General features: G+C 60.0%; 14 protein-coding genes. 8 read left to right on the top strand and 6 right to left on the bottom strand.

The window, feature by feature from the left end; all coding sequences use genetic code 11:
• Window positions 1-9 precede the first annotated feature (9 nt).
• On the bottom strand, window positions 10-180 hold the full coding sequence (locus BFP92_RS31755; protein WP_163005457.1) for a hypothetical protein: 171 nt from the start codon (window positions 178-180) through the stop codon (window positions 10-12).
• An 86-nt stretch (window positions 181-266) separates the two neighbouring features.
• Complete coding sequence (gene purU / locus BFP92_RS17365; protein WP_017139791.1) at window positions 267-1,115, bottom strand: formyltetrahydrofolate deformylase; 849 nt, start codon at window positions 1,113-1,115, stop codon at window positions 267-269.
• Window positions 1,116-1,462: 347 nt separating this feature from the next.
• Here purU and mvaT point away from each other — a divergent pair, with 347 nt between their 5' ends.
• Complete coding sequence (mvaT, locus tag BFP92_RS17360) at window positions 1,463-1,837, top strand: histone-like nucleoid-structuring protein MvaT (RefSeq protein WP_005790963.1); 375 nt, start codon at window positions 1,463-1,465, stop codon at window positions 1,835-1,837.
• A 90-nt stretch (window positions 1,838-1,927) separates the two neighbouring features.
• On the opposite strand, the gene sbcB is transcribed toward mvaT, so the two are convergent.
• Entirely contained in the window at window positions 1,928-3,355 is a 1,428-nt protein-coding gene (sbcB, locus tag BFP92_RS17355; RefSeq protein WP_065930434.1) for an exodeoxyribonuclease I, read from the bottom strand.
• A 165-nt stretch (window positions 3,356-3,520) separates the two neighbouring features.
• Here sbcB and BFP92_RS17350 point away from each other — a divergent pair, with 165 nt between their 5' ends.
• Genes BFP92_RS17350 through BFP92_RS17325 form a run of 6 tightly spaced genes read left to right on the top strand, consistent with a single transcriptional unit; the run spans window position 3,521 to window position 10,191 of the window.
• The gene (locus BFP92_RS17350) at window positions 3,521-4,213 is read left to right on the top strand and encodes an RDD family protein (protein WP_065930433.1); all 693 of its coding nucleotides are present in this window, start codon (window positions 3,521-3,523) and stop codon (window positions 4,211-4,213) included.
• Window positions 4,210-5,190 carry a stage II sporulation protein M gene (locus BFP92_RS17345; protein ID WP_065930432.1) on the top strand — a complete coding sequence of 327 codons (981 nt, stop codon included), beginning with the start codon at window positions 4,210-4,212 and terminating at the stop codon, window positions 5,188-5,190. The genes BFP92_RS17350 and BFP92_RS17345 overlap by 4 nt, the downstream gene beginning before the upstream one ends.
• Entirely contained in the window at window positions 5,177-6,706 is a 1,530-nt protein-coding gene (locus BFP92_RS17340; RefSeq protein WP_065930431.1) for a DUF4129 domain-containing protein, read from the top strand. The genes BFP92_RS17345 and BFP92_RS17340 overlap by 14 nt, the downstream gene beginning before the upstream one ends.
• On the top strand, window positions 6,703-7,860 hold the full coding sequence (locus BFP92_RS17335; RefSeq protein ID WP_065930430.1) for a DUF4350 domain-containing protein: 1,158 nt from the start codon (window positions 6,703-6,705) through the stop codon (window positions 7,858-7,860). Before BFP92_RS17340 ends, BFP92_RS17335 begins: the two co-directional genes overlap by 4 nt.
• Window positions 7,857-8,852 carry an AAA family ATPase gene (locus tag BFP92_RS17330; protein ID WP_065930429.1) on the top strand — a complete coding sequence of 332 codons (996 nt, stop codon included), beginning with the start codon at window positions 7,857-7,859 and terminating at the stop codon, window positions 8,850-8,852. The genes BFP92_RS17335 and BFP92_RS17330 overlap by 4 nt, the downstream gene beginning before the upstream one ends.
• A gap of 7 nt (window positions 8,853-8,859) precedes the next feature.
• Window positions 8,860-10,191 carry a DUF58 domain-containing protein gene (locus BFP92_RS17325; protein WP_065930428.1) on the top strand — a complete coding sequence of 444 codons (1,332 nt, stop codon included), beginning with the start codon at window positions 8,860-8,862 and terminating at the stop codon, window positions 10,189-10,191.
• Between the two features lie 62 nt (window positions 10,192-10,253).
• Here BFP92_RS17325 and BFP92_RS17320 read toward each other — a convergent pair whose 3' ends face one another.
• Together BFP92_RS17320 and BFP92_RS17315 are read right to left on the bottom strand one after the other, a co-directional pair.
• Entirely contained in the window at window positions 10,254-10,613 is a 360-nt protein-coding gene (locus BFP92_RS17320; protein WP_065930487.1) for a PilZ domain-containing protein, read from the bottom strand.
• 226 nt (window positions 10,614-10,839) lie between these two features.
• On the bottom strand, window positions 10,840-11,214 hold the full coding sequence (locus BFP92_RS17315; RefSeq protein ID WP_056858550.1) for a tetratricopeptide repeat protein: 375 nt from the start codon (window positions 11,212-11,214) through the stop codon (window positions 10,840-10,842).
• A 175-nt stretch (window positions 11,215-11,389) separates the two neighbouring features.
• On the opposite strand from BFP92_RS17315, the gene pyk reads away from it, so the two are divergent.
• Window positions 11,390-12,841, top strand: a complete 1,452-nt coding sequence (gene pyk / locus BFP92_RS17310) for a pyruvate kinase (protein ID WP_065930427.1) — start codon at window positions 11,390-11,392, stop codon at window positions 12,839-12,841.
• 161 nt (window positions 12,842-13,002) lie between these two features.
• Here pyk and BFP92_RS17305 read toward each other — a convergent pair whose 3' ends face one another.
• Entirely contained in the window at window positions 13,003-13,752 is a 750-nt protein-coding gene (locus BFP92_RS17305; RefSeq protein WP_065930426.1) for an enoyl-CoA hydratase-related protein, read from the bottom strand.
• Window positions 13,753-13,775 lie beyond the last annotated feature (23 nt).

Here is a 13,775-nt window from a genome sequence, read left to right as displayed (position 1 = left end):
GGCGGGCCGCTAGGCTTGCTCGGGATCGGTTTTAGCGTGTTCCTGGCGCCACAACTCGGCGGCACCGGGAAACTCGGTGCCGTCCTCAGGGTTAAGCTCATCTGGATCAAAACGGCTCAAACAGCCCTCGCCCAGCGTCGCAGGCGCTTTGGAGGTGGCTTTATCGAGTGGGTCGCTCATCACTTACTCCTCAACCGCAGACAAATAAAAAGGGCCTGGGACGATTAAACGCCCAGGCCCTTTTGTCTTCAACTTAAACGCGGCTATCAGAACACCACAGTCTTGTTACCGTGAACCAACACCCGATCTTCCAAGTGGTAACGCAGGCCACGGGCCAGCACCATCTTCTCGACGTCACGGCCGAAACGCACCATGTCTTCAATGCTGTCACTGTGGCTGACGCGCACGACGTCCTGCTCGATGATCGGGCCGGCGTCAAGTTCCTCGGTGACATAGTGGCACGTTGCGCCAATCAACTTCACACCGCGCAGGGAGGCCTGGTGATACGGCTTGGCCCCCACAAACGATGGCAGGAAGCTGTGGTGAATGTTGATCACTCGGCCAGCGTACTCACTGCACAGTTCCGGCGGCAGGATTTGCATGTAGCGCGCCAGCACGACCACATCGGCTTCGTGCTGCTTTACCAGGCGGGAGACTTCGGCGAATGCCGGTTCCTTGTCCTGTGGGTTGACCGGCACGTGGTAGTACGGGATGCCATGCCATTCGACCATGCTGCGCAGGTCATCATGATTGGAAATCACACAGGCTATCTCACAGTCGAGTTCATCGCTGTGCCAGCGGTGAAGCAGGTCGGCCAGGCAGTGGGACTCGCGGCTGGCCATCAGTACGACACGCTTTTTCTGCTCCGTGTCGGTGATGTGCCAGGTCATCGAAAACTCTTCGGCGATCGGCGCAAACGCCTCGCGAAATGCTTCGAGACCAAAGGGCAGCGTGTCCGCACGTATCTCATGACGCATGAAAAACCAACCGCTGAGATCGTCCGAGTGATGGCTCGCCTCGGTGATCCAGCCGTTGTGGGAGGCCAGAAAGTTACTGACTTTGGCAACGATGCCAACCCGGTCCGGGCAAGCAATCACCAGCCGAAAAGTGCGCATTAGGGGGAAACTCCAGAACTTCGCAAAGGCCGCCATTCTAGCGATTACGCAGAAAAACTGCAGTACTCCTTGCACCTTATTCTGCCGCCCGGCCCTGGCGACACCCCTTAATAGCGTAAGGTTTTACCGCCACTATATGAAGGCCCGCCCTCAGGCTTAGACAGTTAGGCAAAACAAACAGAATTATCTTTACACCTGCCACCTATTAATTAACTCGATTGCATAGCATTGCCACAAACATTCAACGTAATTCACATAAATGCCTTCTTAAATGTTTACTTGGGGAAATTGCCTGACTATTATTAGGCCACTCACTGTCAATCAGCGCTCTACATAAGGTAGTCAACATGTCCCTGATCAACGAATACCGCGCCACCGAAGAAGCTATCAAAGAACTGCAAGCCCGCTTGAAGAACCTGTCCCAAGACGACAAGCTGCAAACCGAGCTGGAATTCGAAGGCAAACTGCGCACCCTGATGGGTGAGTACTCCAAATCCCTGCGTGACATCATCGCGCTGTTGGATCCGGAATCTAAAGTTAAAGCACCACGTGGCGCTGTGAAAACTACCGGCACCAAGCGTGCCCGCAAGGTCAAGCAGTACAAAAACCCGCACAACGGCGAAGTGATTGAAACCAAAGGTGGCAACCACAAGACTCTGAAAGAGTGGAAAGCCAAGTGGGGCGGCGACGTGGTTGAAGGTTGGGCTACCCTGCTGGGCTAAGCCTGATCGGGCTCAGGCCTGATATGCAACACATTAAAAACGCCAGCTTGCTGGCGTTTTTTATTGTCCGAATACTCTGCAAGTACCTGACTACAGGCCCAGGCGAGCGGCTAAAGAGTCGGCATACTCCTGCCACTCATCGAGCACCTGGCGCTGAAACGCTGTAGCACTAACAGCCAACTCCTCACGTGCCTGCTTAAATGCCAACAGGGTATTGGGTGCGCCCCACTCCGCGCTCGACAAACGTTGCTGACAGAAAAGTTTCCAGCGTTGTTGCTCATCGTTGTCCAAGGTGTCAGGAAAGTTACGTGCGCGGTAACGGAATAATAATTCCGGCAATCGATGATCATCGAAAGGCCACTGCTGACGTGCCAACTGCGCTGGTTCTGCCACGCGGACTTGTTCGCATAACCGTCGGTCACGGTCACCGATAAAACCGTCATAGAGCTGCTGCTCCGGGTCTGTGCTCGGCGCAAAGTCTTCCTCGGCATAAATGGCTGCCAACTTGTCGCGCCAAACTTCCTGTGCGTCAGTTAGTCGCAGCACCCGTGCCTGGCACACGTCCATATCGAAGTTCAAGCGTTCGCGATCCTGTGCGCGCAGCACACTCAATGGCGCGACCACCGGGCAGCGGTTGATATGCAACAACTTGAGCGGCACGGGCAATTCCCCTTGCGCCAAATCATCACGACGCGTGTAGAGCCGCTGGCGCAAGGTGTCGGCGTCGAGGTCGAGCAAACCCTGCGGGTCGAGGCCAAGGTCACAGACAATCAACGCATTGCGATTGCGCGGGTGCCAGGCCAGAGGCAGTACCACGCTCAGGTAATGACGTTCGGCGGAGAAACGCCCGGAAATGTGCACCATGGGCTGCAACAGGCGGACCTGATCCATCACTCGCTGCTTGCTGCGCAGTTGAAACAACCAGTCATACAACTTTGGCTGCTTGTCGCGGATCAGCCGCGCCAGGGCGATGGTGGCTCGCACGTCCGACAGGGCATCGTGAGCCTGGCCATGATCGATGCCATTGGCTTGGGTCAAACGCTCCAGCTTGAGGGTGACACGCCCGTCCTGCTGCGGCCACTCAATGCCTTCGGGGCGCAGTGCGTAAGCCGTGCGCACCACATCGATCAAGTCCCAACGACTGTTGCCGCCCTGCCACTCACGGGCATAGGGGTCAAAAAAGTTGCGGTACAGGCTGTAACGCGTCATTTCATCGTCAAAGCGCAAAGTGTTGTAACCGGCGCCACAGGTTCCAGGCGCGGCCAGCTCAGCGTGCACGCGGGTCATGAAGTCGGCTTCGGCCAGGCCTTTTTCCGCCAGAATGCCGGGGGTGATACCGGTGATGGCGCAGGCAGCCGGATGCGGCAGGATATCGTCGCTTGGCTGGCAATACAGGTTGACCGGCGGGCCGACCTCGTTGAGCTCGAGGTCGGTACGAATACCGGCGACCTGCAACGGGCGATCGCTGCGCGGGTTGATGCCGGTGGTTTCATAGTCGTACCAGAAAATGGTGGTCACGGGCTGTTCCTGTGCTGAAGATCGACAAAGTCTAGGCGCAGCAAGGCACTCGGGGCCAGCGATAGATAGCTGTACAAACATCCAGCAAAACCTTGAAGGGTTGCTTCCACCGTCGACACTGCTAGCATCCGTGTCTTCAAGCCGCCCGCACTGCCAAGGATCGCGATGCCATCAGTTCCATTGGATACCCACTACCCGATCGAGACGCCCGAGGGCATAGACTTGCCCTTGCGCCCGGCCGGCCTGATGCCACGCGCACTGGCTTTTGCTTTCGACCTGGGTGTGCGCGGCCTGATCATGGGTATCCTGCTCGTGCCACTGGCACTGCTCGGCAATATCGGTATTGGCCTGGGCTCGCTGCTGCTGTTCCTGATCAGTTGGTGGTACATGGTGCTGTTCGAAGTCCTTAACCAGGGCTGCTCTCCGGGCAAGCAGGTCATGGGCTTGCGCGTCATTCAGGACGACGGCACACCCATTGGCTGGCCGGCCTCACTCATCCGCAACCTGCTGCGCTTTGTCGACATGCTGCCTTTGGGCTACTTCCTCGGCGCCATCAGTTGCCTGCAACACCCTCACTTCAAACGGCTCGGCGACCTTGCTGCGGGCACGCTGGTGGTCTACCGCGAGCAGCCACTGGCGCGCCCCAAGGTGCCTCAAGCCACCGCCCTGCGCCTGCCCTTCACGCTGGAGCTGAGCGAACAACGCGCCATATTGGGTTTCGCCGAACGCCAAGGTGAGTTGTCCGCCGATCGGGTGCACGAACTGGCGGCCATCCTGGCAACGCCGTTACACGTATCGCCAGCGCGTGCGGTAGAACAACTCAATGGCGTGGCCCGCGGCCTGGTGGGGCCAACATGAAGCAGAGCCTGTTCGAAAGCCGCCATCAGCCGCAGTGGCAAGCCTTCACCGCACAACTCATCCGGTTGGAGCAAGGCAAGGCCAAGGCCGGCGATATGTCCGACTTCCCCCATCATTATCGGCGCCTGTGCCAGCACCTCGCCCTGGCCCAGGAGCGTGGCTACAGCAGCTACCTGATAGACCCCCTGCAACAACTGGCACTGCGCGGCCACCAGCAGTTATATCGCCATCGCAGCCAATTGGGCGCGAATGCAGTGGGCTTTATCCTGGCGGGTTTCCCGCGCCTGGTGCGCGAACAATGGCGTTTCGTGTTGATCGCAGGCGTGCTGTTCTTCGGCAGCCTGGTGGGTGTTGCGTTGCTGGTCTACCTGTTTCCAGACCTGATCTACAGCATCGTTAGCCCTGCGCAGGTGGCCGAGATGCACAGCATGTATGACCCGGATGCCGGTCACCTCGCGCGTGCTGCCGACCGCGCGTCCAGTGAGGACTGGATGATGTTTGGCTACTACGTGATGCACAACATCGGGATTGCCTTCCAGACCTTTGCCGCCGGTTTGCTGTTGGGCCTGGGCAGCGTGTTCTTTCTGATTTTCAATGGCCTGATCATCGGCGCGATCTCCGGCCATCTCACCGAGATCGGCTATGGCCAGACCTTCTGGTCGTTTGTCATCGGCCACGGCGCTTTCGAACTTACCGCCATCGCCCTGGCCGGGGCGGCAGGCTTGCAATTGGGCTGGGCGGTGATTGCTCCCGGGCACCTGACACGCGGCGAATCCCTGCGGCTGGCGGCACGCATAAGCGTGCAAATGCTCTGCGGCGTCATGCTATTGCTGCTGATCGCGGCGTTTATTGAAGCCTATTGGTCTTCCTCCACCACGATCGCGCCCTGGATCAAATACTCAACGGGCTCCGGGCTGTGGCTGTTGGTTGCCGCCTACCTCACGCTTGCCGGACGCACTCGCCATGCGCCTGAGTGAGGCCAGTGTAGTGATTCGTCCCCGTACTTCCTGGGAAGCCATGGACCTGGGTGTATTGATGGCGCAGGAACATCGACTGCTGTTGATGAGCAGTTGGGCAATAGTGACGTTGCCGATATTCAGCTTGCTGACCCTGCTGCTGTGGAAATACCCGTCCACGGCCATGTTCATGTTCTGGTGGTTAAAACCGGCCTTTGATCGCTTGCCGCTGTACATCCTCTCCAAGGCCTTGTTTGGCGAGACTCCCAGCCTCAAGCAGGCCGTGCGCCAGTGGCCGCGCCAGCTCAAAGGCCAACTGCTGGCCAGCCTGACCTGGAGGCGACTGAGCCTGAGCCGCAGCTTTGTCATGCCGGTGAGTCAACTCGAAGGCCTGGACGGCAATGCCCGTCAAATACGCCTGGGGGTGCTGCTGCAACGCAATGCTGGCGCTGCACGCTGGCTTACCACCCTTGGCGTGCATATGGAAATCGGCCTGTGGTTCGGTTGCATGGCACTGTTCTACCTGTTTATCCCGCAGCAACTGGAACTCGATTGGGACTGGCAACGGTTGGCACTGGCAAGCGGCTCGGAAGGGTTGTGGCTGGAGCATTTGAGTAACGCCTTCTACGCCCTGATTCTGGTGTTCTGGGAGCCCATCTATGTCGCTTGCGGTTTCAGCCTGTACCTCAACCGCCGCACCGTGCTGGAAGCCTGGGACCTTGAACTGGTGTTCCGCCGGTTACGCCAACGCCTGAGCAGCGTCGCAACGTTGCTGCTGCTGGTGGCTGGGCTGATGCTCGTGCCATTCGGCCGCCCCGTCATGGCGGACGAGCCCGGACCGGCCAAACAAGTCACCACCCAGGCCGCCAGCCAATCGATCAAGGCACTGCTGGACAGCCCCCCGTTCAAGCACCCGGAAACCGTCACTCGCTACCGTTTTGGCGACGAAAAAAACGCCGCGCAACACAAGGTAAAGGGTGACGGTAAACTTCCGGCCTGGCTTCAGGCGCTGCTGGACAGCTTCAACCGCAACTCCTTCAAAAATGCTGCCCTCGGCCTGGAGGTACTGCTCTGGGGCCTGCTGGCGACTGGCCTCGCGCTAGTTGTCTGGCGCTATCGGGAGTGGCTGCACGCCTTTGTCAGTCGACGCGGGCCGGCCAAAGCCAAAATCGCCAAAGCGGCACCTGCACAATTGTTCGGCCTGGCGTTGGGCAGCGGGACCTTGCCTGACGACATTGCCAGCACCGCCGAACAGCTGTGGCCCACCCACCCCAGGGAAGCCCTCGGCCTGCTGTATCGCGGCCTGCTCAACCGACTGCTGCACGACTTCAACCTGCCCCTCAAAAGCGCCGACACCGAAGGCCAGGTCCTGGAGCGCATCCACTCACTGCAACAACCGCAACTGCTGGCCTTCAGTGAAGCACTGACACACCACTGGCAAAACCTCGCCTATGGCCACCGCCTTCCGCCGGCGTTGGTACACCAGCAACTGTGCCGCGATTGGCGCGCCCTGTTCAGTACGGGAGCCGCCCAATGAAGCGCCCCATGCTGTGGATCGGCCTGCTGCTGGCCTGCCTGTTGGGAGCCGGTGGCCTTTACGTTTGGCACAAAGCGATTCCCTACGACGAAATAGTCGATCGCGGCCCATCGCCACAAGCCATCGCCAACCCCTACCTTGCGGCCGAATACTTCCTGCGCCGGCAGGGCCTGGCCGTGGAACACGCCAACAGCCTTGAACACCTGGCCGACCAGCCAGCCAAGGGGCGTAGCCTGGTATTGCTGGGCGAGCGCAGCAACATGACCCCACGCCAGGCGGAGCAACTGCTGGACTGGGCAAAATCCGGTGGCCATCTGCTGCTGGTTGCCGAAGCGCTTTGGGATGAGGAAACCGGTAAAAGCGGCGACTTGCTGCTGGACCGGCTGGACGTCCACCAGACACTCGGCGAGGGCTTTGACGAGCCTGCTTCCCCACGCAAAAAGAAAGCACCGGACCTGACCAAACTCTACGTCGACAATGAGACCGCCCCGGCCTATTTCAGCTTCGATACCGACTTCAACCTCACCGACCCCAGGCACCTGGCGCAGTTCTCCGCCAACAGCGGCAAGTCCAGCCATTTGATGCAACGCAACTTCGGCCAAGGCACCGTAACGGTGGTAACCGACAGCGACCTGTGGAAAACCCCAGGCATCGGCAAACACGATAACGCCTGGCTGTTGTGGTATCTCAACCGGGGTACGGATGTAACGCTGCTGTTCAACAGCGACGTGGACGACCTGCTTACCCTGTTGATGCGCAATTTCCCCCAGGCACTGGTGGCGCTCTGCGCACTGATTGCCCTGGCACTCTGGCACGCCGGCATGCGCCAGGGGCCGACCCGGGCGCCCGCCCCAAAGGCCCGTCGCCAGTTACAGGAACACGTGAAGGCCAGTGCCGACTTCCTGCTGCGCCGCAGTGGCCAAGGCACGCTGCTGCACGCCTTGCAGCGTGATATCCAGCGGGCGGCACGACGGCGCCACCCAGGCTTTGAACACCTCGACAGCGACGCACAGTGGCAGGTCCTCGAACGCCTGACGCGCCAACCCTCCCACGTCATCCGCCAGGCCCTCGGCCCACTCCCGGCAAAACGGCTCACCAGCGCCGATTTCAGCCGTCAGGTGGCGAGCCTGCAAACCCTCAGGAATGCCCTATGAGTGAATTTCCCACGGCCACCGCCCCGACTGCCGAGAGCCTACAAAAGGCCAGCCAGCAGGCACAGGCTCTGCGTGTTGAACTGCGTAAGGCGGTGATTGGCCAGGACCAGGTGATCGACGACGTGCTCACCGCATTGATCGCCGGTGGTCACATACTGCTCGAAGGTGTGCCAGGGCTCGGCAAAACCCTGTTGGTTCGCGCGCTTGCACGCTGTTTTGGTGGCGACTTTGCCCGTATCCAGTTCACCCCGGACCTGATGCCCAGCGATGTCACCGGCCACGCCGTGTACGACCTGCACAGTGAGCAGTTCAAGCTGCGCAAGGGGCCGCTGTTCACCCACCTGTTGCTGGCCGATGAAATCAATCGCGCCCCCGCCAAGACCCAGGCCGCCCTGCTTGAAGCCATGCAGGAACGCCAAGTCACCCTGGAGGGCGAAGCGCTGCCCATTGACCAACCGTTCATGGTGCTGGCGACCCAGAACCCCATCGAACAGGAAGGCACGTACCCCCTGCCCGAGGCCGAGCTGGACCGGTTCATGCTCAAAGTGCGCATGGACTACCCCGATGCGCAGCAGGAGCTGGAGATGGTCCGCGAAGTCACCCGCTCCTCCAGGGCCGACATGCTGGATGTGCAGCCACTGCGCACGGTGCTGCAGGCAGAGGACGTGTTGCAGTTGCAGCAAATTGCCAGCGAACTGCCGCTGGATGAGCAAGTACTCGACTACGCCGTGCGCCTGGCCCGCGCCACGCGCAGTTGGCCAGGGCTGACTATCGGTGCAGGCCCGCGTGCCTCCATCGCCCTGGTTCGCGGCGCCCGCGCCAGGGCCTTGCTGCGCGGTGGCGAGTTCGTCACCCCGGACGATATCAAGGGTTGCGCCTTGGCGGTGCTGCGCCATCGCGTGCGCATCGCCCCCGAATTGGACATTGACGGGTTGGAAGTGGATCAGGTGCTCAAGCAACTGCTGGAGCAGATTCCGGCACCTCGGCAATGACCCGGCCATGAAGCCAACTCGTCTGCTGCTGATCTGGCTTGGCGTCCTCCTGGGTTTGAACACCCTGTTGGGCGCGGCTACGGCGCTCCAGCTCAACGTACCCGACACGCTGCATAAAGTGGCGTGGGGCCTTCTGCTGGCGCTGTTTCTATTGGCACTGCTGGACGCCCTGCGCCTGCGGCGTCTTCCATGCCCACAGGTGCAACGGCAGATGCCGGGTAGCCTGGCCTTGGGCCGTTGGGGTGAAGTACGCCTGACCCTTGAACATGACTTGCCGCAGCCGCTGACCGTGCAGGTATTCGACCACGCGCCTGACGGCCTGAGCGTGGAGAATATGCCGCAGCCCATCGAACTTCTGCCGGGCCAGCGAAGCGAACTGGGCTATCGATTGCGGCCCTTGCGGCGTGGGCACTTCAGTTTCAGTCGCTGTGAGATTCACCTACCCAGCCCTTTCGGGTTGTGGTCTGCGAGGCGCTTTGTTGCAGCCCCGGATACAACGCGGGTCTACCCTGACTTCGCCCGTTTGTACGGCGCACAACTGCTGGGCGTGGAAAGTTGGTTGAGCCAATTGGGGGTTCGCCAGCGCCAACGCCGGGGGTTGGGGCTGGAGTTTCATCAATTGCGTGAGTTTCGCGAGGGTGACAGCCTGCGCCAGATCGACTGGAAAGCCACCGCGCGCCAGCGCACGCCCATCGCCCGGGAATATCAGGACGAGCGCGACCAGCAGATTGTGCTCATGCTCGATTGTGGTCGGCGCATGCGCAGCCAGGACGCTGAACTCGCTCACTTCGACCACGCCCTTAATGCTTGCCTGCTGCTCAGTTACGTTGCCTTGCGCCAAGGCGATGCTGTCGGGCTGAGCACCTTTGCCTGCGACCAGCCGCGCTACCTGGCGCCCGTCAAAGGCAGCGGCCAACTGAACCTGTTGCTCAATGCTGTTTACGACCTCGACACCACCCGCCGTACTGCCGACTATACGGCCGCCGCCAGCCAATTAATGGCCCGGCAGAAACGTCGGGCATTAGTGATCGTGGTGACCAATCTTCGCGATGAAGATGATGAGGAGTTACTCGCAGCGGTCAAGCGCATCAGCCGGCAACACCGGGTGCTGGTCGCCAGCCTGCGCGAAGACGTACTCGACCAACTGCGCCAGGCCCCCGTGCAAACCTTGCCTGAAGCGCTGGCCTACAGCGGGACTGTCGACTATCTCAATAAAAGAAACGATCTGCATGAGCGCTTGAGCGCCCACGGCTTGTCGGTGCTGGATACGCTCCCCTCGGGGCTGGGGGCCGCCTTGGTGACGCGTTATCTGAGCTGGAAAAAGGCCGGTGTTTTATGACTCAAGCACACGACCACACGCTCGGCTAACCCCATCCGAGCCGGGTCGACAACGCGCAATGCCTAGACGGAAGCCTGCAGAGGATCAAAGCTGAAGTAATGACACAGGGCACTGATCAATTGCCCGTATGCCTCAGGCGCTTCGACCACGCGAAATCCTGAGTCATAGTGCTGCGGATTGACATCTTCGTGGCTCCACAAGCACATCGCCGTGAGGTCAATGGCCTGGAACTCACCGTCTGCCATGGGGATTTTCAAACGCAGTTCAAATGCTACATCAACCATCATGGGTAATTGGCTGATCAACATCAGCCCATCTTCGGACACGTTCCCCAAGTAGCCAATAGGCTTATCCGTAAGCCGGTTGAAGACTTTCAAGAAACCAGACAACTGATGCCGCTCAATCCTTCGGTCGGTAAACATGATGAAATCGCCATCCATTGGCCATATCAGTGGCCGCGCCAGTTATTCGGAACGAACACGGAATGTTCGCTCTCCCTGGAAATTGGTGCGAATCCAGCGTGCGCTTGATCGCCCTACTGCTGCCAATCCCAAGCAATCCATTCGTTTGAACATAAACTTGTACAAACGAACACTCAAAGAATAGCTTAAGACTGGCGACGGGCCAGCTATGGAATGATAAATATCATCAAAGTGATGCGGGCCGTGGCTGCGCGACACTCGCGCCGGAGTAATGGCCCAGTTGCTGCAGGGTGTCGAGCCGGGCACGGGCGCGGTAGGCATACTCGCTGGCCGGGTATTGATTGATGATGAACTGGTAGGTCTGCACCGCATCAACAAACAGCTTCTGACGCTCCAGACATTGCCCGCGCAGCATCGAAACTTCCGGTTGCACATACCGACGGGTTCGGCTCTCGCGGTCCACCTGGGACAATTCCAGGGTCACGCGCGCGCAATCACCCACCCCATAGGCGCGGTAAGCGTTGTTCAAATGATGGTCCATGGACCAGCGGGTACAGCCGACAACACTGACGGCCAGGGCAGCAATGAGCAAAATTCGCATGGGGGTTCTCCTGTCTTGTGCAGTGTATCGACCCCGCGCCGAAAATCTTCAAGGGTGTTCATCTATTCAATTGGAGCTAAAACAAGCGAATCTTCGATAAGTAGTGCAAACGAACAATGACTACAACCAAAGAGCATAGTAGCCTTCCTCAGCGCTTGAACTCAGGAGTCTGTGCATGTCCGTCCGTCGTACCAAAATCGTCGCCACCCTTGGCCCGGCCAGTAACTCGCCGGAAGTCCTCGAACAGCTGATTCTGGCTGGTTTGGACGTTGCCCGTCTGAACTTCTCCCACGGCACCCCGGACGAGCACAAGGCTCGCGCCAAGCTGGTGCGTGACCTGGCCGCCAAGCACGGCCGCTTCGTGGCACTGCTGGGTGACCTGCAAGGCCCGAAAATCCGTATCGCCAAATTCGCCAACAAGCGCATCGAGCTGAAGATCGGTGACAAGTTCACCTTTTCCACCAGCCATTCGCTGACCGAAGGCAACCAGGAAGTCGTGGGTATCGACTACCCGGATCTGGTCAAGGACTGCGGCGTCGGCGACGAACTGCTGCTGGATGACGGCCGCGTGGTCATGCGCGTCGACACCGCCACCTCGACGGAGCTGAACTGCACCGTGATCATCGGTGGCCCACTGTCCGACCACAAAGGCATCAACCGTCGCGGTGGTGGCCTGACGGCGCCGGCCCTGACTGAAAAAGACAAGGCTGACATCAAGCTCGCCGCCGAAATGGAAGTGGACTACCTCGCCGTGTCCTTCCCGCGCGACGCTGCCGACATGGAATACGCCCGCAAGCTGCGCGACGAAGCCGGCGGTACTGCCTGGCTGGTGGCCAAGATCGAACGCGCCGAAGCCGTGGCCGATGACGAAACCCTCGACGCCCTGATCAACGCTTCCGACGCTGTGATGGTTGCCCGTGGCGACCTGGGCGTGGAAATCGGTGATGCCGAGCTGATCGGTATCCAGAAGAAGATCATTCTGCACGCACGCCGCCACAACAAGGCCGTGATCGTGGCGACCCAGATGATGGAGTCGATGATCCAGAACCCGATGCCGACCCGTGCCGAAGTGTCCGACGTGGCCAACGCCGTGCTCGACTACACCGATGCGGTGATGCTCTCGGCTGAAAGTGCTGCCGGCCCTTACCCGCTGGAAGCTGTGCAGGCCATGGCGCGTATCTGCGTCGGTGCCGAAAAGCACCCGACCAGCAAGACCTCCAGCCACCGTATCGGCAAAGTGTTCGAAAGCTGCGACCAGAGCATCGCACTGGCTGCCATGTACACCGCCAACCACTTCCCGGGCGTGAAAGCGATCATTGCCCTGACCGAAAGTGGCTACACCCCGCTGATCATGTCGCGTATCCGTTCCTCGGTGCCGATCTACGCGTTCACCCCACACCGCGAAGCCCAGGCCCGCGCGGCGATGTTCCGTGGCGTGTACACCATTCCGTTCGATCCGGCTTCGCTGGCACCGAACGAAGTGAGCCAGAAGGCGATCGACGAGCTGGTCAAGCGTGGCGTCGTAGAGAAAGGCGACTGGGTCATCCTGACCAAGGGCGACAGCTACCACACCACCGGTGGTACCAATGGCATGAAGATCCTGCACGTGGGCGACCCGCAGTTCTGAGTGACACGCTGAAAAACAAAAGCCCCGCCATGTGAATGGCGGGGCTTTTTGTATTTAAAGGCCTGGAGATCTGTTGAATCAAAGGGCCTCATCGCAGGCAAGCCAGCTCCCACAGTTGACCGCATTCCAATGTGGGAGCTGGCTTGCCTGCGATGGCGTCATCAGCGCCGGGTGATAAACCCCGACAACGCCGCAATCGCCTCAGGCGACTTCAAGCGCTGCACAAACAACGCTCCCTCGTCCTCAATCACCTGCCGCAACTGTTCACGGTCGACACTTTTCATCAGCTGCTTGCTGACCTGCACCGCGCCCGGCGCCAGGGTTTCAAAGCGCTGCGCAACTTCCCGCGCCTTGGCCAGCGCCGCTTCGCCACTACCCATCGCCTCAGTCGCAATCCCCCACGCGGCCGCTTGCTCGCCGGTAAAACCTTCGCCCAACAGCAACAGTTCAGCCGCTTTCGCATGCCCCAGCAGCCGAGGCAGGATCAGGCTGGAGCCAAATTCCGGGCACAGCCCCAGGTTGACGAACGGCATGCGCAAACGCGCATCGCGGCTGATATAGACGAGATCGCAATGCAGCAACAGGGTCGTGCCGATACCGACCGCCGCACCCGCTACCGCCGCGATCACCGGCTTGCGGCAGTTGAGCAGGCTTTGCATGAAGTGAAACGGCGGGCTGTCCAGATCACTGGGCGGCTGTTCGAGGAAGTCGGCGATGTCGTTGCCGGCGGTAAAACACTCATGGCTGCCCTGGATCAGCACCGCTCGGATACCTGAGTCCGCATCAGCCTGCTCCAGCGCCTCGGCCAGTTGGGTGTACATGGCGCGGGTCAGGGCATTTTTCTTGTCGGGGCGATTGAGCTGCAGGGTCAGCAGCCCGCCTTCGCGTTGCAGCAGGATGGCGTCGGTCATGGCGAATCTCGCGGCTGGAAAAA

The sequence above is a fragment of the Pseudomonas sp. 58 R 3 genome (assembly GCF_900006605.1).
GTDB classification, from domain to species: Bacteria; Pseudomonadota; Gammaproteobacteria; order Pseudomonadales; family Pseudomonadaceae; genus Aquipseudomonas; species Aquipseudomonas salomonii.
Note: the sequence above shows the minus strand (reverse complement) of the source record. Positions and strands in the feature narration are given on the sequence as shown.

What these genes read in the sequence shown, in the direction of transcription:
- BFP92_RS31755 (WP_163005457.1), bottom strand. Translation starts at nt 180, where the DNA reads ATGAGCGACCCACTCGATAAAGCCACCTCCAAAGCGCCTGCGACGCTG.
- purU (WP_017139791.1), bottom strand. Translation starts at nt 1,115, where the DNA reads ATGCGCACTTTTCGGCTGGTGATTGCTTGCCCGGACCGGGTTGGCATC.
- mvaT (WP_005790963.1), top strand. Translation starts at nt 1,463, where the DNA reads ATGTCCCTGATCAACGAATACCGCGCCACCGAAGAAGCTATCAAAGAA.
- BFP92_RS17350 (WP_065930433.1), top strand. Translation starts at nt 3,521, where the DNA reads ATGCCATCAGTTCCATTGGATACCCACTACCCGATCGAGACGCCCGAG.
- BFP92_RS17345 (WP_065930432.1), top strand. Translation starts at nt 4,210, where the DNA reads ATGAAGCAGAGCCTGTTCGAAAGCCGCCATCAGCCGCAGTGGCAAGCC.
- BFP92_RS17340 (WP_065930431.1), top strand. Translation starts at nt 5,177, where the DNA reads ATGCGCCTGAGTGAGGCCAGTGTAGTGATTCGTCCCCGTACTTCCTGG.
- BFP92_RS17335 (WP_065930430.1), top strand. Translation starts at nt 6,703, where the DNA reads ATGAAGCGCCCCATGCTGTGGATCGGCCTGCTGCTGGCCTGCCTGTTG.
- BFP92_RS17330 (WP_065930429.1), top strand. Translation starts at nt 7,857, where the DNA reads ATGAGTGAATTTCCCACGGCCACCGCCCCGACTGCCGAGAGCCTACAA.
- BFP92_RS17325 (WP_065930428.1), top strand. Translation starts at nt 8,860, where the DNA reads ATGAAGCCAACTCGTCTGCTGCTGATCTGGCTTGGCGTCCTCCTGGGT.
- BFP92_RS17320 (WP_065930487.1), bottom strand. Translation starts at nt 10,613, where the DNA reads ATGTTTACCGACCGAAGGATTGAGCGGCATCAGTTGTCTGGTTTCTTG.
- BFP92_RS17315 (WP_056858550.1), bottom strand. Translation starts at nt 11,214, where the DNA reads ATGCGAATTTTGCTCATTGCTGCCCTGGCCGTCAGTGTTGTCGGCTGT.
- pyk (WP_065930427.1), top strand. Translation starts at nt 11,390, where the DNA reads ATGTCCGTCCGTCGTACCAAAATCGTCGCCACCCTTGGCCCGGCCAGT.
- BFP92_RS17305 (WP_065930426.1), bottom strand. Translation starts at nt 13,752, where the DNA reads ATGACCGACGCCATCCTGCTGCAACGCGAAGGCGGGCTGCTGACCCTG.